The organism is Citrobacter sp. Cpo071 (genome assembly GCF_030332765.1).
Lineage (GTDB): Bacteria > Pseudomonadota > Gammaproteobacteria > Enterobacterales > Enterobacteriaceae > Citrobacter > Citrobacter portucalensis.
Genome location: NZ_JAOWHE010000065.1, coordinates 24,970 through 43,121 on the forward strand (window position 1 = coordinate 24,970; position 18,152 = coordinate 43,121).

An 18,152-nucleotide genomic window follows, 5' to 3' on the forward strand; every position below is an offset into this window, starting at 1 on the left:
TCAGGCTTATTGCGTCAGTAATTTACCGGACATAGCCTGTTGAATAATCGGAATCGGCGTCAGCAAGTGCTGGCGCATTAATTCGCTGGCGCACGTGGCATCACGTGCCAGAATCGCTTCGGTCAGCGTCTTGTGCTGATCGTGTTTGTCTTCCAGCATTTCAACCGACAGCACCGTTTTACGTAGCCAGATAAACCGGTAGCGCGCCGCCAGAGAGAACAGCCGTTCGCGCATTTGCAGCAGATATTGTGAACCACAGCCAGCGACAATCGCCGAGTGAAATGCCTGATGGCGCTGATCCCACTCGTCGAGCATCTGTTCGCTGGCGTCAATGGCTTCAAGCTTACTGAGCATATGCGCGCGCGCCAGAATTTCAGCTTCCCAGGCGTCGTCGCCGCGTTCAATGGCCAGCGCGACCAGCATGGCTTCCATATTGGCGCGGGCATCGAAAATATCGAGCAACTCCTGCTCTGACATCGGGGCGACACGATACCCTTTCTGATTAACCACCGTCACTAACCGCTCGGCAACTAACTGCGAAAGCGCTTCGCGCAGCGGTCCCACGCCTAGCTCATAGCGTGAGGTTAGCAGACTCATACGCAGTTTTTCATCAGGCTGATACACACCGCGGATGATGTCGTTTTTCAGCCAGCGGTATCCATCAATGGCCGTCGGTTGGGGAATGGCGGTCATGGTCATACTCCTGAAAGGATTTCCCGGCCTGCGCCGGGAACAGGTTTAATGCGTATTTTGCAATGGTGCTTTTTGCCACGATAGCAGTTTTTTCCAGCGTGACATAATGGGCACGGTGCAAATAATTCCTATGGCTAACAACCCGGTAGAGATAACTTCCAGCTGTTGGGCCGGGCGAAACAGCATGACCACCAACACAAAGATAATAAACGCGATGACCAGCCAGGTAAGCCACGGATAGAGCCACATTTTCAGTTTAATTTCACCGCCTCGCGCCAGCAGGATTTTGCGCATCCGCAGTTGAGAAACGGCAATGACCAGATACACCAGCAGCGCGATGGCACCGGAGCTGTCGATCAGGAATTTAAACACCTTGGCCGGGGCGTAATAGTTGACGATGACGGTGAGGAACGCAGCACCTGTCGACAGTAACACCGCCACATAAGGCGTTTTGCTGCGGTTCGTTTTACCCATAAAGGCGGGGGCATCGCCACGGCGGCTAAGGGAGTAGAGCATACGCGATGACGTATACAGCGCGGAGTTAAGACAGCTGGTCACCGACAGTAAAATGACGCAGTCCATGATCAATTTCGCGTGCGGGATATGCAGTAGCTCCAGCACCGAGCGATAAGAACCGACTTCTTTCAGGCCCGGCATGTTCCACGGGATCAGCGCCACCACCACAAAAATAGAGCACAGATAGAAGATAGAGATACGCCAGATAACCGAGTTGGTGGCGCGAACGATATGTTTATCCGGGGTATCGGATTCGGCGGCGGCGATGGTAACTATCTCTGCGCCCATAAAGGAGAACATGGTGATCAACATCGCGCTGATCACGGCGCCAAAACCGTTGGGCATAAAGCCGCCCTGATCCCACAGGCGTGAAACTCCGCTAACCTCGGCATAAGGGTAGAAACCGCTAATCGCCGCCGCACCGAGGGTAATAAACGCCAGAATGGCAACCACTTTGCACAGCGCCAGCCAGAACTCGAACTCACCGTAATTTTTGACGCTCAGCAAATTACTGCCGGTTAACGCCAGCGTGATAACCAGAGAAAACAGCCAGATAGGAATACCTGGTACCCAGGAGTGCAGAATGATGGCGGCGATATTCGCTTCCAGAGGGATAACTAACACCCAGAACCACCAGTACAGCCAGCCGATGGTATAACCTGCCCACGGGCCAATGGCCTTATCGGCGTAAGTGGAAAAAGAACCGGTATCCGGGGTGGCAACGGCCATTTCGGCCAGCATGCGCATAATCATCACCACCAGCAATCCGGCGAACAGATAGGCTAATAATACTGCGGGACCGGCTTCTGCAATCGCCACACTTGAACCGACGAACAGACTTGCGCCGATTACCCCGGCAATAGACAGCATGGTGACGTGGCGTGATTTCAGCCCGCCCCCTAAATCATGTGATTGTGACACTTGCCCCATCTTTAAACCTCGTTATTGTTATTGACGTCGCTTCCTGCACCTTACCCGTAGGCCCGGTAAGCGTAGCGCCACCGGGCATCACAACATTGCCGGATGGCAGCGCTTGCGCTTTATCCGGCCTACAATTTCCCGTTTTTACTCGGGGGTTTAACCCTGCTTTGCCTCGGCAAAACACTGGGCGATAATGTCCAGCCCCTGGCGGATTTGCGCATCTTCAATAGTCAGCGGGACAAGAATGCGCAGCACGTTGTAGTAAGGTCCGCAGGAGAGCAGGATCAGTCCTTTCTCGCGTGCACGCGCCACCACTTCCGCAGTCAGTTTGGCGTCTGGTTTCGTGTGGTCGCCGTTTTCGAACAGTTCGATAGCAATCATCGCGCCCAGCCCGCGTACGTCGCCAATCTCGCGATGGGTTTCCGCGATAGCCAGCAGGCCTTCGCGCAGGGTTTGTCCCAGTTCGTTGGCTTTTTGCAGCAGATTTTCCTGTTCAAAAATGTTCAGTACCGCCAGCGCGGCGGCGCAGGCAATTGGGTTACCGGCATAGGTACCGCCCAGACCGCCCGGTGGGATTGCGTCCATGACTTCGGCGCGTCCGGTCACGCCCGCCAGCGGGAAGCCTCCGGCGATGGATTTGGCGAAGGTGGTGAGATCGGGCGCAACGCCCATCTGCTCCATGGCAAACAGCGTACCGGTACGGCCCGCACCGCTCTGTACTTCATCGGCAATCAGCATGATCCCGTGTTCGTCACAAATGGCGCGCAGCCGTTGCATAAAGGAAGGAGAGGCTGCGTAAAAGCCGCCTTCGCCCTGAACGGGTTCAATCACGATGGCGGCGACGTCTTCTGGCGCGGCATCGTTTTTGAAAATGCGGTGAATGCTGGCGATAGCATCATCTTCACTGATGCCGTGCAGAGGGCAAGGATAAAGCGCGCGATAGACGTGACCCGGCATCAGCCCCATTCCGGCGGAGTACGGATTGACTTTCCCGGTCAGTGACAGGGTGTAGTGGGTACGACCGTGGTAAGCGCCGCTAAAGGCGATAGTCCCCGTACGCTTGGTGGCGGCGCGGGCGATTTTCACCGCGTTTTCTACCGCTTCAGAACCGGTGGTCACCAGCAGGGTTTTCTTGGCGAAATCACCCGGCACTTTCTTATTCATGATTTCACACAGCTCCAGGTACGGCTCATAGGCCAGCACCTGGAAACAGGTATGGGACAGCTTTTTCAACTGCGCTTCTACCGCAGAGACGATCTGCGGATGCAGGTGACCGGTGTTCAGCACCGCAATACCGCCAGCAAAGTCGAGGAATTCCCGGCCTTCAACGTCCCAGACCCGACAGTTTTCTGCCCGCTCGGCAAAAATAGGGTGGATCTGTCCTACGCCACGGGGAACGGCGTTGCTGCGACGTTGCATAAGTTCTTTGTTGGTGCTCATCAGGTGTTCTCCAGTATTTGTTTTATTAAAGGCCGATGCACATATATTTGATTTCTAAGTAGTCTTCGATGCCGTATTTCGATCCTTCACGGCCAAGACCGGAGGCTTTTATCCCCCCAAACGGGGCGACTTCGTTGGAGATAATGCCGGTGTTAATCCCGACGATGCCGTACTCCAGCGCTTCGCCAACGCGGAAGACGCGGCTTAAATCACGGGCGTAGAAATAGGCGGCCAGACCAAACTCGGTGTCGTTGGCCTGAGCGATGACGTCAGCTTCGTCTTTAAAACGAAACAGCGGAGCCAGCGGGCCGAAGGTTTCCTCTTTGGCGACCTTCGCGTTATCAGGCACATCTACCAGAATGGTGGGCTGGAAGAAGTTACCGCCGAGCGCATGAGGTTTACCGCCCGCGATAATGCGTGCGCCTTTATCCAGAGCATCGGCGATGTGTTCCTGCACTTTGGCAACCGCTTTCTCGTCGATCAGCGGTCCGGTGGTGACGTCAGGTTGCAGACCATCGCCGAGATGCAGCTTGCTCACCGCCTGCTGGAGTTTTTCAGCAAAGCGCTCATACACGCCGTCCTGCACGTACAGGCGGTTGGCGCAGACGCAGGTTTGACCAGCGTTACGGAACTTCGATGCCAGCGCGCCTTCCACGGCTTTATCAAGATCGGCATCGTCAAAGACGATAAACGGCGCATTGCCGCCCAGCTCCAGCGATACTTTTTTGATGTCTTTGGCGCACTGCTGCATTAACTGACGGCCGATTTCGGTCGAGCCGGTAAATGACAGCTTGCGTACCAGCGGGTTGCCTGTTAGCTCGTTGCCGACCGCGCTCGCAGAACCAGTCACCACGCTGAAAACGCCAGCCGGGATCCCGGCGCGATTAGCCAGTTCTGCCAGCGCCAGTGCGGAGTAGGGGGTTTGACTGGCGGGTTTAAGCACCATCGTACAGCCTGCTGCCAGCGCCGGACCGGCTTTACGGGTGATCATCGCTGAGGGGAAGTTCCACGGCGTAATCGCGGCGGTAACGCCGATCGGCTGCTTAATGACGATCAGGCGTTTATCAGCCTGATGGCCAGGGATCGTATCGCCATAGATGCGTTTGCCCTCTTCGGCAAACCACTCAATAAATGAGGCTGCATAGGTGATTTCGCCTTTGGCCTCCGCCAGCGGTTTACCCTGTTCCAGGGTCATCAAGCGGGCGAGATCGTCCTGATGCTCAATCATCAGGTTGAACCAGCGGCGCAGGATATTGGCTCGCTCTTTGGCGGTCAGCGCACGCCAGGCCGGCAGGGCGCGGTTAGCGGCGTTAATCGCTTCGCGGGTTTCATCTGCCCCCATTTTAGGTACGCTACCCAATTGCTGACCGTTGGCGGGATTGGTCACCGCGATGGTCTCGCCGCTGTTGGCGTCACGCCAGTTGCCGTCGATCAGTGCCTGCTGGCGAAATAATGTTGGATCGTTAAGTTGCATGATTGCTTCCTGTCTTAATCGGTTTAACGGGTAAATGCGGCGTGTAATGTCTCCACGCTACGTGCCGCACGCAGCGTGCGTCCGGGGTTACTCTGGTTCTCCAGCAGCGCATGTACTTTGCTGACAATATGTGCGCCGATAGGGATCGCCGACGTTGCTGCCGGAGAAGGGGCGTTACAGGTGTGAATTGAGCGTGGCGTGGTGACAAACAGAAAATCGTCGATAAGCTTGCCATCAGGTGACACCGCCTGTGCCCGTACGCCCGCAGGCCAAGGTTGCAGATCCTTAAGCGTCAGGCTCGGGCAGTACTTTTGTACCAGCCGCAGATAACCGCTTTTGCACAGCGAATTCTTCATTTCGCCAAGCCCTGAGCGCAGGTTGTTTTGCAGCACGCGGCGAATACCAGAAGAGCCGAGGATCTCCAGCGTATCGCTGAGCGAGAAGTCACGTTTACGATAGCCTTCACGTTTAAATGCCAGTACCGCGTTGGGGCCGACGGTGACGCTGCCGTCAATCATCCGGGTCAAATGAACGCCGAGAAACGGCATCGCCGGGTCGGGGATGGGGTAGATCAAATGGTTAACTATCTGATTATGTTCTGGCGCCAGGCGGAAATATTCGCCCCGGAACGGACAGATGATAAAGCCAGGTTCAACGCCGAGCATTTTTACCAGTCGGTCCGCCATCAGGCCAGAACAGCTAATCAGCGTCGCGCCTTCATATTCCTGGCCCTGACGGGTACGGACAATCACGCCTGCAGCATGCTCTTTCAGCGCGCTGACCTCGGCGTTGTAAATAATTTCACCGCCTTTGGCCTGGAAAATCTTCGCCATCGCGGCGGTGACTTCGCGGTAGCTGACAATCCCGCTCGACGGGACAAAAATGCCGCCCAGTCCGGTGATATTGGGTTCACGCTCGCGAAGTTCCTGCGCATTTAGCCATTCGCGCTCCAGACCGTTAGCGGCGGTGCGATCCCAAAGCGCGCGCATGCGCTCCATTTCCAGAGCGGAGGTGGCAACCAGCATTTTTCCGCAGACGTCGTAGCGGATGCCGTTTTGGTCGCAAAAGGCTTTTGTGGCGCGATTTCCGGCCAGGCAAAATTGTGCCTTCAGGCTGCCGGGGGTGTAATAGACCCCGGCATGAATGACGCCGCTGTTGTGGCCCGTCTGGTGGCAGGCCGGGCCGGACTCTTTTTCCAGTAGCGCGATTTTGGCGTCCGGATAGACATCAATCAGCTGCATGGCGGTCGACATGCCGATAATGCCGCCGCCAATAATCACAAAATCATACATCCGCTTTTCCTTCGCGCTTACTGATGGGTCTGGTAGTGGTTGGTCGCGTACGCAAAATAACCACGCTGGCGCATCAGTTCGCGGCGCAAGTCCGGATGCGAAGTGAAGCGATCGCGCCCGTGCAGCCAGAACAGGTTGTTGATCAGCAGGAATTTACCCACTGAAACCGGAACGGAAATAATGCTCTTGCTGGTTTCCAGCGCATCGGACAGGTCACTCAGCCAGACGCCTTCTTCATAGTCTTTTGGCTGGACGAACTGGTCGATGTAGCGCATTACCGGGCGGCCCTGCTGGTCAACGTCAAATACCGGATGGAACACTTCCTGACTGACGTTTTTGCTTGGCGGTGCGGCAAAGCGCATGGCGCGACGTGCCAGAGGATGGGTAAAGTACTGCTCCAGATGCTCCCAGTCGTCGAGGTGCAGCAGCAGCGAGTTACCGCCGGTCATGTTCTGCTCGTCGATCTTCATCATCAGCACGTAATCGGTGATTTCCTCGAGGTAGGTTCCGTCGTTGTGCAATTCCATTACTCGGTGAGGCTGGCGCAGATAGCTGTCTGAGTTATCGACGTTTTTCACCACAAAACGAGCGTAATATTGACCGCTCATCGCATCAAAATTAGAGCGTCCGATGAGGTGCGCTACCGCCGTTGCCAGCTTGACCATCTCTTCCGCCTGCGCCACGTCGTCTACGCCAACGGCATTGATTAGCAGTGCGCCTTCGGCACGATCGAGCAGGGTTTTCAGCAGCAGGGGCTGTAACTGATTGCCGCACAGGTCGTCGAGGATCTTGCCCACTTTGAAGCGCAAGAAGGATTTGTATTCCAGCGCCTGAACCGGCCACTGCGCGACGGCCTGCAGAAATTGCTCAGTGGTCTCAGCAGAAAAAGTCAGCTCCAGCAGGCGTGGGGATTGGGCTGACGGTTTCAGCGTGAAACCGCTGTAGTGCTGGGCTGGATCTTCAGCGTTCGGTTTTACGGCAGTCAGTGCGTTCATCAAATCGTTCCTCTCAGTAGATTGTCAGGGAGATATGGCGCAGCTCGTTTCGTAGCCATAAATTAAAAATATCTACATTTTTGAAAAACGCGCACAGAATGAGCTTGTTTGTTTATTATTTGTGATCAAAAACAACAAATATTTAACATTATGAAGGGTGTGGGTTAATGCGAGGGAAAAGATAAAGTATTTTAAAACAGTGGGTTAATCACGCTGCCGTTGGTGATGTGTCAGCGGCAGCGGCAAAGTCAGTAACCAACTTTATAAATACGCCCGGTTTGGATGCCTTCCACACTGCGGCGGTAGGCGTTGGCGACGGCGGTGGCGGGCACGCTTTCAAAGCCCGGGAAGAAACTGTCGTAAGCTTCGGCGGACTCACTCAGCACGGTCGGACTTATCAGGTTAATGCGTTGACCATGGCCTAGTTCACAGGCCGCGGCGCGAACAAACCCTTCCAGCCCGGCATTGATCGTTGCGGCGTTTGTCCCCTGGGCGATGGGCTCGTGGGCGATAATGCCGCTAATTAACGTTATCGATCCGCCATCATTCAGGAAATGCTGCCCGGTTAATGCCAGGCGTATCTGGCCTAATAGTTTATCCTGAAGCCCCTGATTAAAGTCCTGGTCGGTCATTGTCGACAGCGGCCCAAAGAACAGATTACCGGTGGCGGAAACGATCGCATCTACCCGACCGACTTTTTCAAACAAGGCCTTGACACTCTCCTGCGAGGTGATATCGACCTGGTAATCACCCTGAGTGCGACCCACGCGGACCACCTCATGTTTACGGCTCAATGCTTGCGTAACTGCGCGACCCACTGTACCACTGGCACCAATAATGACGATTTTCATAACCACCTCCGCAATAGTGTGAGCCGCTATTCTTTAATGAAAATGAAATCAGATAAACTGGCTAAAAGTTAGATGATTACTAACCAGGGGTTTGTAATATGGATAAACTGCGCAGCATGGAAACGTTTGTCGCCGTGGTGGAGAGTGGGAGCTTTACTTCTGCGGCGACGAGGCTCGAAATGTCTGCGGTGATGGTGGGAAAATATATCACCCAACTGGAAGCGCAGCTCGGCACGCGTTTGCTGGAGCGTAATACGCGCCGCCAGAGTCTGACCGATGCCGGACGCGTCTATTTTGAAGAAGCCCGTCGCGTGCTGGAGCAGGTATCGATAGCCGAACGTTCGGTAGAGCGTCTGCGGCTGGCACCTGCGGGGACGCTGCGCATTAGCGCGCCCACTTCTTTTGGCGCTTGCGTGATCTCGCCGCTGGCCGCTGCGTTTTTACAGACCTGGCCAGAGGTGCGCATTGAACTGGATCTCACCAACCGGATGGTTGATCTGGTGAATGAAGGTGTCGATCTGGCGATCCGCATTGGCGATATCCATCAGACTGACGTGGTGGCGAAATACCTGTGTCCCTACCGTATGGCAATTTGTGCTTCGCCAGATTATCTTGCTCGCCATGGCACCCCCCGGACGCCCGCGGATCTGGTGGATCATCTGTGCCTGTCTCATACCGTGTGGACGGCTCGAAACGAGTGGATACTGCCTGGCGTGACGGGGGAGGTCAGATGGAAGCGCGATGCGATCCTGCGCTGTAACGATGGTCATGGCCTGCGTATGGCGGCAGTAGCGGGGGCTGGGCTGTTATTGCAACCTGAGGTGCTGCTGGCGCAAGAACTGGCTACGGGGAAATTGATTCGGATCCTGGAAGGGTTTACGCCGCAGCCGCGGCCAATTCATTTGCTGTGGCGACAGGATTTGCGTCCGTTGCCTAAGCTGACACGGTTTGTTGAACATGTGCTGGAAGGAACGCAGGGGCTGCGCGGAAAATAAAAATGCCGGATGGCGTTGCACTTATCCGGCCTACAACCGAGCCAAATTGTAGGCCGGATAGGGCGCAATAGCGCCGCCATCCGGCATATTATTAACCGATATCCACCTGCGGTTTGCTGTTGCGTTTACGGATCATGCGCAGCACCGGCGGGACCACGATAACCAGTACCGCCATCACCAGCAGCACTTTCGCCACGCCGCTGGCCCACAGAATATCCATACTGCCGTTACTGATAGACAACGCCCGGCGCAGGTTCTGCTCCAGCATTTCCCCGAGAACGAAGCCCAGAATCAATGGCGACATTGGGAAGTGCATTTTACGCAGGATGTAGCCCAGCACGCCGAGGGCGACCATCAATACCAAATCGAAGGTGGTGCTGTGAACGGCGTACACGCCAACCGCGGAAACTGCCGCGATAGCCGGTACCAAAAACCACAGCGGGATGGTCAGCATGCGGGTAAACAGACCGATCAGCGGAATGTTCATCACCAGCAGCATTACGTTAGCAATTAGCAGCGCCGCAATCAGCCCCCAAACGATATCCGGCTGCTCGGTAAACATGGCTGGCCCCGGGGTGATGTTGTACAGCGTCAGCGCGCCCATCATCACCGCCGTGGTACCGGAGCCCGGCACGCCGAGCGTCAGCATCGGAATAAAAGAGCCGCAGGCCGAGGCGTTATTGGCGGCTTCTGGCGCCGCTACGCCACGAATATCCCCCTTGCCAAAGCTGTCGCTGTTGCCGCTGAGCTTTTTCTCGGTCATGTAGGTGATGGCACTGGCAATGGTGGCGCCAGCGCCAGGCAGAACGCCGACGAAAAAGCCAATCACTGATGAACGCAGGGTGGCCCCTACGCACTGTGCACCTTCTTTGGCGTTGAACAACATGCGGCCCGTTTTACGCACCAGCGTCTGGCCACTGCTGGTATGTTCCAGCATTAACAATATTTCAGAGACAGAGAACAGCCCAATCACCACCACGATAAACTGCACACCGTCAGAGAGATGGACACTGTCAAAAGTAAAGCGATAAACCCCGGTGTTGGCGTCTACGCCGACGGTCGCAAGTCCGAGACCGATAAGCGCTGCCAGAAATGATTTCAGCGGATTTTGCGCCATCATGCTGCCGAGACAGGCAATGGCGAAAACCATTAAGGCAAAGTATTCCGCCGGACCGAAGGCCAGCGACCATTGGGCTAACGCCGGGGCAAACAGAATGATGCCCCCGATGGCGATAAGCGAACCAAAGAAAGAGCTGACCGCCGAGATAGAGAGCGCCACGCCGCCGCGTCCTTGCTGCGCCATCGGGTAGCCATCCAGCGCGGTCATAATCGCCGCCGCATCGCCAGGAACATTCAGCAGAATGGAGGAGATGCGCCCGCCATATTCACAGCCTATGTAGACTGTAGCCAGCAGGATCAGCGCGGATTCTGCGGGCAGATGCAGCGCAAAGGCCAACGGCAGCAGAATCGCCACGCCGTTGATCGGCCCAAGGCCAGGCAACAAACCCACAATGGTGCCGACAAAACAGCCTATCAAGGCGATGACCAGGTTTTCCGGCGTCATTGCCACCGCGAAACCCTGAGAAAGATAAATCCAGGTATCCATCGTTTCTCCGTTAACCCAGCCAGGCGCCGAGTGGTAAGGTGACGTCAAGCAGTCGGTCGAAGGCAAACCACAGCAGAATGCCGAGCACCGCGCCGGAAATACCCGCAGCCGGGATGGTTGCGCCGAACAGCATGCCAATCACCACGGTGAGAATGGCGGTGGCGATGGGAAAACCGAGCCACTCAAAACCCCAGGCGTACATCAACAGAACAATGACCATCGTCAGCAGCTTTTGCAGCACATGGCGACGGGGCCAACTGATGGTGTCCGGATGGCGCAACAGCAGCGCCACGGCGCAGACCAGCATCAGACTGATAATGCCAAGCGGGAAGGGACGCGGCCCTACGGGTTCATAGCTGTATTCGCTGCTGATTTGCCAGGCCACGAACAGCCCGGCTATACAGAGCAACAGCCAGATACCTGCGAAAATACGATCGCTCATCATCTTTGCCTCTGCGTTTACTTCGCCAGACCGAAGGCTTTCGCCTGCTCACGATAATCCGTGACCTGCTTTTTCACGTAGTCGTCGAGCTGTTTGCCGCTCATGTTGAACTCAAACAGACCGCGCAGATCGCGCTGCTTTTTAAACTCATCGGTCTGCTGGAGTTTGTTAAAGGCATCAACCCACCACTGATACTCGGCGTCGCTGACTTTTGGCCCAACGTAGAAGCCACGAATGATAGGCCACACGAGGTCATAACCCTGCTCTTTAGCGGTTGGTACGTTGGCTAACTGGCCCGGCAGGCGTTCATCAGAGAACACTGCGAGCACGCGGATTTTGTCGCCGCTGAGGTAAGGCACCATCTCACTGAGATCGCCGGAAACCACCTGTACGTGATTTCCCATCAATGCGGTAACCGGTTCGCCACCGCCTTCAAAGGCCACGTAGCGCATCTTGTGCGGATCGACATTGGCTTTTTGCGCCAGCAACGCCGACTTCATCCAGTCCTGGCTACCGATAGAGGCGCCAGCACCAATGACCACGCTGTTGGGATCTTTTTCCATGGCTGTCAGCAGATCTTTCAGCGTCTTCCATGGCGCGTCCTGACGTACGGCAATCATGCCGTAATCGGTACCCACACTGGCCAGCCAGCGGACATCATCCACGCCGTAGCGACCAAACTTGCCCTGTGACAGATTCAGCAAGGAGCCGCCGGAGAAGGCCACCACGGTGCCTGCTTCAGCCGGGCGTTGGGCAACAATCGCGTTATAGGCCACAGCGCCAACGCCGCCGGGCATGTATGTCACGCGCATCGGTTTTTCGATAGCGCCGGTTTCCATCAAACTCACCTGAATCAGCTTACAGGTGAGATCGAAACCACCGCCGGGTTTAGCAGGGGCGATACATTCAGTGCGCGACGGCGCTTGTTCTGCCAGTACAGAGGTACTCATCAGTAAAATGCTTGCAGTAAGGGTACGAAATAACTGTTTTTTCATTGTTTATCCTCACACCGGAAAACCGGATTTTCAGGTACGGAAGAAGATTTTTGTGATTATGTGAGCCGATGTGTAGCAGTTCGGTTGCGTGATTGTTAAAACATTAACCTTTCAATTCCCTTTCAATGCGGCAGAAACTTTACAGGATGTGATATGCGTCTCTTATTAGCGGAAGATAACCGTGAGTTAGCTCACTGGCTGGAGAAAGCGCTAGTGCAAAACGGTTTTGCCGTTGACTGCGTGTTTGATGGCCTGGCAGCCGACCATCTTTTACATAGCGAAACGTATGCGCTGGCGGTGCTGGACATCAATATGCCCGGTCTGGATGGCCTGGAAGTCGTTCAGCGGCTGCGCAAGCGCGGGCAGACGCTTCCTGTCCTGCTGCTGACGGCGCGTAGCGCGGTGGCCGATAGGGTGAAAGGGTTGAACGTCGGAGCCGATGATTATCTGGCAAAGCCGTTTGAAATCGAGGAACTGGATGCCCGGCTGCGGGCCTTGCTGCGTCGCAGTGCGGGACAGGTGCAAGGCATACAGCAACTGGGGGAGCTGGCGTTTCACGATGAAGGCTATTTTCTGTTGCAGGGGCAGCCGTTGGCGCTCACGCCACGTGAACAGGCGCTGTTGACGGTGCTGATGTACCGTCGGTTGCGGCCGGTTTCACGTCAGCAGTTGTTTGAGCAGGTCTTCAGCCTGAGTGATGAGGTTAGTCCCGAAAGCATTGAGCTGTATATCCATCGCTTACGTAAAAAGCTACAGGGAAGCGATGTGCGTATTGCTACGCTGCGTGGTCTGGGCTATGTGCTGGAGCGTAGCGATGAAGTGGGTTAAACCCCAATCGTTGTACCTGCAACTGCTGATGTTTCTGGGCCTGCCGCTAATGTTGCTGTGGGGCCTGTCGGCATTTAACAGCTATGTCAGTGCGCTACAGGCGGCGACCCAGGCGTATGACCGGACACTACTCTCATCCGCCAGGACCGTCTCCGAGCGGCTGGTGGTGCGCAATAAACAGCTGGAAGTGAACGTGCCATGGGTGGTGCTGGACAGCTTTGAACTGAATATGAACGACCGACTGTATTACAAAGTGGTTGATCCGGCGGGGAAGGTTATCTCGGGTTATGACGATTTACCGGCGATGCCGCCTGCCACCTCGCGCACGCGTCTTTACCCGGCGCTGGCATGGTTTTATCACACCGAATATCGCGGTGAGGCAATCCGCGTGGCACGTCTTCTGCAGCCCGTCAATGAAGGCGGTATTGTCGGCATGGCGGAGATTTATGTTGCCGAAACGCTGCAATCGCGGCGTTATCTGGCGCGACAGCTGCTGTTTTCCTCGTGGGTTTCGCAAGGGTTGCTGGTGCTACTGACTCTGGTGCTGGTTGGCTGGCTGCTGCGCCGGGTGCTACGCCCGATGCGCCAGCTGTCATCGCTGATGGTGCGTCGTGAGCCAGGCCTGCTGACGCCGCTGCCGGAGCTGCTGCCATGGTCGGAAACCCGTCTGCTGATTGTGGCTTTCAACCGTTATCTGGACCGACTTCGCGGTCTAATCTCTCGTCAGGAGCGCTTCAGCGCGGATGCTTCCCATCAGCTCAAAACGCCGTTGGCGGTACTGAAAACTCAGGCATCGGTGGCTCTCGCCAGCGCCGAACCGCGGCAATGGTATGAGAGTTTACAAGCCATGAGTAGCACACTCGATAATACCATTCAACTGACGGAGAGGCTGTTGCAGTTGTCTGCGGTGAAGCGCAAGGAGCAGGGGGAAAGGCATTTCTCGCCGGTTAATCTGTATGAGGTGGTGCAAACCAGCTGTTTTACCCGACTGGCGCAGTCGCGTAGTAAAGGGATCGATCTGGGCTATGAAGGGGAACAGGACGCGGTGTGGGTTGAGGGAGATGAAGTTCTGCTCGGTGAACTGTGTGGGAATCTGCTGGATAACGCACTGAAATACACGCCGTCGCAGGGGATGGTGACCGCCCGGCTGCAACGAGAAGGAGAGGCCGTGGTGCTGGTGGTCGAAGATAGCGGGCCGGGCATAGATGAGCAGATGGTTCATCAGGCTCTGCTACCGTTTCATCGTCTTGATAACGTAGGCAATGTCCCAGGCGCCGGGATCGGCCTGGCGCTGGTCAATGATATTGCTCGTCTGCATCGCACGCATCCTCAGCTAACGCGTAGTGAGACATTAGGTGGGCTGAGGGTTCGGGTACGCTTTTTAAGCGTTACCGTATGAGGTATTCATGGTGATGATATTTGTTGTTTAATTATAATAAAAAGTAATTAATTGTATTATTAATATCATTTGAAATGTTGTCTTAAGGCAGCTGTTTTTATTTTAATTACTGTATTAAACAGCAACTCTAAGGTGATTCAACGTCACTGAAACAATACTTTTGTGCAATTTATCATACATAAAACACTTTTTCATAGACCATGGGATGTTATCTGTCAATAGCGAAAATGTTGTTAAAGGTTATCTTTTTTGCTGAGGTAGATAAAACTTCTATTGATATCATCTGCATTAAAATCATATAGATACGATTTCACTGGGGAGTGTTGTCACAGTAATGAGTATTATTTTTTACATTTACTGACAATGTACCATTGCGTTTTTTAGACTTGTGATATAATTAGCAACATGAAATGAGAAAAAAACAATTAAAGATCAATAAATAATGGGCTGAGATATGCTTAAAAAATCGCTAAAGATTAGCAGCCAAGGATATCCAGTCTTTTTAAAACTGGTCGATTTCATTGTTATCAATGTGACGTTAATTTTTAGCGCCCATCTGCTGGGTTTGGTGCCCTTTAACACCATTGCCATTTTGAGTCTTCTCTTCTCAATCTTTTTCTTGCTGTTTGCTGAATACATTAAAATGTACCAGCAAAAGATTAAGACGATCGGTTTACGTAATCAAAAGCGCTTGGTTTTTTGTACGCTGCTGGCGATTTTTTTTAACGAACTGGTCAGTATGACGGTGGCTGAACCTGAGTCACTGGGCTACTTAGACAGACTGCCTTCCCCTTTTTATTCAGCCATTATTTACTGGTACTTCATTCCATTACCTTTTCTTTACTACATTCGTTTTTTTATTTTTAAGTATTCAACGAAAAAGAGTATCCGTGTGGCGATTATTGGTCTGACCGACAATGGTCTGGCCGCAGAAACCGCGCTAATGAATGAATACGCCAATATCACATTAGATCTGGCCTTTTATGATGAGCGCGCCTTATCTCGCTGTGGCGATGTCGTTGATAAGGTTAAAAGCCCCTTTCGTGGTCCGGTGATCAATCTGGTCGAGGAAGCCAAGAAGGGAAACATAGACGAAATCTATATTGCTTTACCGATGGTTGCTTTACATCGCATTCGTCACTTTTTGGCCATGATGTCAGACACCACCGTAGATACCTATATTGTCCCTGACTTTTATACCTACAGTAACAACATGTCCAAGTTACGCTCCATCCACAATCTGCAAACTATCGGTATTTTCAGTTCACCATTCGAAGGGGCGGGCTCGTTTATTAAGCGGGCGGAAGATTTGGTTCTTGGCAGCATCATTATGGTGATGATTTCCTCCCTGATGCTGGCGATTGCCATTGGTATCAAACTCACGTCCCGTGGGCCGGTTTTTTTCAAACAGGACCGCTATGGCTTGAGTGGGCAAAAAATTAAGGTCTGGAAGTTTCGTTCTATGCGCGTCATGGAGAATTCCGATACGGTTATTCAGGCCACTAAAAACGATCCGCGGGTAACCAAATTCGGGAGCTTTTTGCGCCGCACTTCGCTGGATGAACTTCCGCAATTTATTAATGTTTTGCAGGGAAGTATGTCGATTGTCGGTCCCAGACCTCATGCGGTTACGCATAATGAGCAGTACCGCAAACAGGTCGAAAATTACATGATTCGCCATAAAGTTAAGCCAGGGATCACTGGGCTTGCGCAGATCAACGGGTTCCGCGGGGAGATCGATGCGCTTTATAAGATGGAAAAAAGGGTTCAGTACGATATTGAGTACATTCAAAACTGGTCGTTATGGCTGGATATAAAAATTATTATTAAAACTATTTTCAAAGGATTTGTCGGTAAGAATGCATACTAAATTACTCGTTATTACCGGAATCGTGATATCGCAGTCCGCATGGGCTGATTTAACACCGAAATCACACATTGGCTTTGCGGGGATAGACTTCCAGGGCAAGGTCGCTGTGGACTATGGTTATAATGATAACGTGTCTTATCAGCCACATAGCAACGATGCTATCGGTTCATCGTTTCAGAGTGCGGCGCCCGTTCTGAGTATGATTGGAGAGCGTGGTCAGGATAAGTATTTGCTGATGTACTCTGGGGATTATCGTAACTACTCAAGCGATTCTGCTGATAACTACAACGATCATTTTTTCCGTTTTAACGGTGCCTGGCGGTATGGGCTCAAGCATGGCTTAACCCTCAATCTGGAGGATTCGCTTGGGCATGAATCCCGCGGTCGTGACATCACCGAGGGTTTTTTACCTAGTCAGTTCGAGCAGTATGGGATTAAATCTCCGCTGACGACGAATTTTATCAATAGTGAATTACGCTACAGCTACGGTGCGCCTGATGGTCGCGGCAAAGCGGAACTGGCGTTGTTATACAAAAAACTGACTTTCGGTAACACCTCTGATGTTCGGGACAGCAGTGAGGACTTCTACAATTATATTCAGGAACAGGAATGGCATGAAAATAGCCTGATAGCGGAAGTTTTTGACCAATACTCATCCAGAACGCGCTTTCGCTATAGCTTTATTACTAACCAGCGTCGCTATGATAACAACTCAGAAAAAGACACTAATGAGTATTATTTACTGTATGGCCTGAAGTCGCAGTTGACGGGGAAAACCAATGTCGACATGAATATTTCATGGTTGTATAAAACATTTGAAAACAACGCAAACTCGCATGATTTTAATGGTCTAAACTGGGACATAAAAGCGGAGTGGAAGCCGTTACAACAGTCTGTTTTCACGGCCCACTCTGCGCAAAGCATTAAAGACCCATCGGAAGTTGGGGGATATATTTTAGTGACCCAGTATGGCCTTTCTTACCAGCATTTCTGGTTAGGCACTCGTTTTTCTACTTTATTGGACTACTCATTCACTTCGGAAGACTATAAAAAACAGAACAAGGATCGACATGATAAAGATGGCGTGTTTAGCGTCACCATGAGCTATGACTACACGCCGTCGGTTAATTTTGAGATTAAATATCAGATAGATACATTAAATTCGAATAAGGATACTGACTCGTTTTATATCGGTCCCAACGACAATCAGGAAGTCATTAGAACGTTGGGTTATGATAATTCTATGATTATGCTTAAAGCTAAGGTTCAGATCTAAAATGAAAATAATAGAACTGTGCGCGGTTTTGCTATTCAGTATCCTGTTGGTCGGATGCACAGCGTCCAGCCCGCGATTAATGGACGATCCTGCTACTGTTCAGCAGGATTACCGACTTGGGGCGGGGGATACGGTCAATATCGCTGTTCATGGTCAACCCGATATGACGATGCGGTTTATTTTGGATAAGAGCGGGGAAATTAATTTCCCGTTTGTTGGTGCTCTTAAATTACAAGATAAAACCGTTGATCAAGTGACTAAAGAATTAACTCAACGCCTGACCGGAGATTATTTTACATCTCCAATGGTGACGGTGAGTATTGCCGAGTTCCGCAAATACTATGTTTCAGGTGAGGTAAAAAGTCCAAATGGCTTCGCTTATGAGCCAGGGCTTACCGTCGAGAAATCTATTGCGCAGGCGGGTGGATTTACAGATCGTGCTGACCGAAAAGATATCAACATTCGCCTGTCAGGGAGCAATCAGCTGCTTGAGAATGTCGATTTAACGCACTCTGTTCATCCTGGGGATGTCGTGATTATTGGCATGGGGTTCTTCTGA

General features: G+C 52.9%; 16 protein-coding genes. 6 read left to right on the forward strand and 10 right to left on the reverse strand.

Annotated features, from left to right (window positions below; genetic code table 11):
* Window positions 1–6 precede the first annotated feature (6 nt).
* From csiR to OGY09_RS03315, 7 genes are all read right to left on the reverse strand, one after another.
* Window positions 7–693 (reverse strand): DNA-binding transcriptional regulator CsiR, encoded by a 687-nt coding sequence (gene csiR, locus OGY09_RS03285; RefSeq protein ID WP_032944692.1) that lies wholly within the window; start codon window positions 691–693, stop codon window positions 7–9.
* A gap of 45 nt (window positions 694–738) precedes the next feature.
* Entirely contained in the window at window positions 739–2,139 is a 1,401-nt protein-coding gene (gabP, locus tag OGY09_RS03290; protein ID WP_032944690.1) for a GABA permease, read from the reverse strand.
* 147 nt (window positions 2,140–2,286) lie between these two features.
* Complete coding sequence (gene gabT, locus OGY09_RS03295; protein ID WP_008785600.1) at window positions 2,287–3,570, reverse strand: 4-aminobutyrate--2-oxoglutarate transaminase; 1,284 nt, start codon at window positions 3,568–3,570, stop codon at window positions 2,287–2,289.
* Window positions 3,571–3,595: 25 nt separating this feature from the next.
* The gene (gene gabD, locus OGY09_RS03300) at window positions 3,596–5,044 is read right to left on the reverse strand and encodes an NADP-dependent succinate-semialdehyde dehydrogenase (RefSeq protein ID WP_032944689.1); all 1,449 of its coding nucleotides are present in this window, start codon (window positions 5,042–5,044) and stop codon (window positions 3,596–3,598) included.
* A 23-nt stretch (window positions 5,045–5,067) separates the two neighbouring features.
* Entirely contained in the window at window positions 5,068–6,336 is a 1,269-nt protein-coding gene (gene lhgD, locus OGY09_RS03305) for an L-2-hydroxyglutarate dehydrogenase (protein WP_032944687.1), read from the reverse strand.
* 17 nt (window positions 6,337–6,353) lie between these two features.
* Window positions 6,354–7,331, reverse strand: a complete 978-nt coding sequence (glaH, locus tag OGY09_RS03310) for a glutarate dioxygenase GlaH (protein WP_003826020.1) — start codon at window positions 7,329–7,331, stop codon at window positions 6,354–6,356.
* 248 nt (window positions 7,332–7,579) lie between these two features.
* The gene (locus OGY09_RS03315) at window positions 7,580–8,182 is read right to left on the reverse strand and encodes a short chain dehydrogenase (RefSeq protein ID WP_032944684.1); all 603 of its coding nucleotides are present in this window, start codon (window positions 8,180–8,182) and stop codon (window positions 7,580–7,582) included.
* A gap of 98 nt (window positions 8,183–8,280) precedes the next feature.
* On the opposite strand from OGY09_RS03315, the gene OGY09_RS03320 reads away from it, so the two are divergent.
* Window positions 8,281–9,177 carry a LysR substrate-binding domain-containing protein gene (locus OGY09_RS03320; RefSeq protein WP_286589937.1) on the forward strand — a complete coding sequence of 299 codons (897 nt, stop codon included), beginning with the start codon at window positions 8,281–8,283 and terminating at the stop codon, window positions 9,175–9,177.
* A 91-nt stretch (window positions 9,178–9,268) separates the two neighbouring features.
* Here OGY09_RS03320 and OGY09_RS03325 read toward each other — a convergent pair whose 3' ends face one another.
* The 3 genes from OGY09_RS03325 to OGY09_RS03335 are packed head-to-tail and all read right to left on the reverse strand — an operon-like array spanning window position 9,269 to window position 12,220.
* A complete protein-coding gene (locus OGY09_RS03325; RefSeq protein ID WP_003826025.1) occupies window positions 9,269–10,783 on the reverse strand; it encodes a tripartite tricarboxylate transporter permease in 1,515 nt (504 codons plus the stop codon).
* Window positions 10,784–10,793: 10 nt separating this feature from the next.
* Window positions 10,794–11,228 carry a tripartite tricarboxylate transporter TctB family protein gene (locus tag OGY09_RS03330; protein ID WP_095533105.1) on the reverse strand — a complete coding sequence of 145 codons (435 nt, stop codon included), beginning with the start codon at window positions 11,226–11,228 and terminating at the stop codon, window positions 10,794–10,796.
* Between the two features lie 14 nt (window positions 11,229–11,242).
* A complete protein-coding gene (locus OGY09_RS03335; protein ID WP_008785593.1) occupies window positions 11,243–12,220 on the reverse strand; it encodes a Bug family tripartite tricarboxylate transporter substrate binding protein in 978 nt (325 codons plus the stop codon).
* Window positions 12,221–12,373: 153 nt separating this feature from the next.
* Here OGY09_RS03335 and tctD point away from each other — a divergent pair, with 153 nt between their 5' ends.
* The 5 genes from tctD to OGY09_RS03360 all read left to right on the forward strand — a co-directional run bounded on the left by tctD (window position 12,374) and on the right by OGY09_RS03360 (window position 18,152).
* On the forward strand, window positions 12,374–13,048 hold the full coding sequence (tctD, locus tag OGY09_RS03340) for a transcriptional regulator TctD (protein WP_003826032.1): 675 nt from the start codon (window positions 12,374–12,376) through the stop codon (window positions 13,046–13,048).
* On the forward strand, window positions 13,035–14,447 hold the full coding sequence (locus tag OGY09_RS03345; protein WP_032944678.1) for a sensor histidine kinase: 1,413 nt from the start codon (window positions 13,035–13,037) through the stop codon (window positions 14,445–14,447). Before tctD ends, OGY09_RS03345 begins: the two co-directional genes overlap by 14 nt.
* A 454-nt stretch (window positions 14,448–14,901) precedes the next feature.
* Window positions 14,902–16,317: an undecaprenyl-phosphate glucose phosphotransferase gene (locus tag OGY09_RS03350; RefSeq protein ID WP_008785590.1), complete on the forward strand. Its 1,416-nt coding sequence runs from the start codon at window positions 14,902–14,904 to the stop codon at window positions 16,315–16,317.
* On the forward strand, window positions 16,307–17,593 hold the full coding sequence (locus OGY09_RS03355) for an outer membrane beta-barrel protein (protein WP_032944676.1): 1,287 nt from the start codon (window positions 16,307–16,309) through the stop codon (window positions 17,591–17,593). The genes OGY09_RS03350 and OGY09_RS03355 overlap by 11 nt, the downstream gene beginning before the upstream one ends.
* Before the next feature lies 1 nt (window position 17,594).
* The gene (locus OGY09_RS03360; RefSeq protein WP_003826038.1) at window positions 17,595–18,152 is read left to right on the forward strand and encodes a polysaccharide biosynthesis/export family protein; all 558 of its coding nucleotides are present in this window, start codon (window positions 17,595–17,597) and stop codon (window positions 18,150–18,152) included.

Coding starts and splice junctions, on each gene's coding strand:
- OGY09_RS03350 (WP_008785590.1), top strand. CDS start 14,902: ATGCTTAAAAAATCGCTAAAGATTAGCAGCCAAGGATATCCAGTCTTT.
- gabT (WP_008785600.1), bottom strand. CDS start 3,570: ATGAGCACCAACAAAGAACTTATGCAACGTCGCAGCAACGCCGTTCCC.
- OGY09_RS03330 (WP_095533105.1), bottom strand. CDS start 11,228: ATGATGAGCGATCGTATTTTCGCAGGTATCTGGCTGTTGCTCTGTATA.
- OGY09_RS03325 (WP_003826025.1), bottom strand. CDS start 10,783: ATGGATACCTGGATTTATCTTTCTCAGGGTTTCGCGGTGGCAATGACG.
- OGY09_RS03320 (WP_286589937.1), top strand. CDS start 8,281: ATGGATAAACTGCGCAGCATGGAAACGTTTGTCGCCGTGGTGGAGAGT.
- gabD (WP_032944689.1), bottom strand. CDS start 5,044: ATGCAACTTAACGATCCAACATTATTTCGCCAGCAGGCACTGATCGAC.
- csiR (WP_032944692.1), bottom strand. CDS start 693: ATGACCGCCATTCCCCAACCGACGGCCATTGATGGATACCGCTGGCTG.
- OGY09_RS03345 (WP_032944678.1), top strand. CDS start 13,035: ATGAAGTGGGTTAAACCCCAATCGTTGTACCTGCAACTGCTGATGTTT.
- OGY09_RS03315 (WP_032944684.1), bottom strand. CDS start 8,182: ATGAAAATCGTCATTATTGGTGCCAGTGGTACAGTGGGTCGCGCAGTT.
- gabP (WP_032944690.1), bottom strand. CDS start 2,139: ATGGGGCAAGTGTCACAATCACATGATTTAGGGGGCGGGCTGAAATCA.
- OGY09_RS03355 (WP_032944676.1), top strand. CDS start 16,307: ATGCATACTAAATTACTCGTTATTACCGGAATCGTGATATCGCAGTCC.
- glaH (WP_003826020.1), bottom strand. CDS start 7,331: ATGAACGCACTGACTGCCGTAAAACCGAACGCTGAAGATCCAGCCCAG.
- tctD (WP_003826032.1), top strand. CDS start 12,374: ATGCGTCTCTTATTAGCGGAAGATAACCGTGAGTTAGCTCACTGGCTG.
- OGY09_RS03335 (WP_008785593.1), bottom strand. CDS start 12,220: ATGAAAAAACAGTTATTTCGTACCCTTACTGCAAGCATTTTACTGATG.
- lhgD (WP_032944687.1), bottom strand. CDS start 6,336: ATGTATGATTTTGTGATTATTGGCGGCGGCATTATCGGCATGTCGACC.
- OGY09_RS03360 (WP_003826038.1), top strand. CDS start 17,595: ATGAAAATAATAGAACTGTGCGCGGTTTTGCTATTCAGTATCCTGTTG.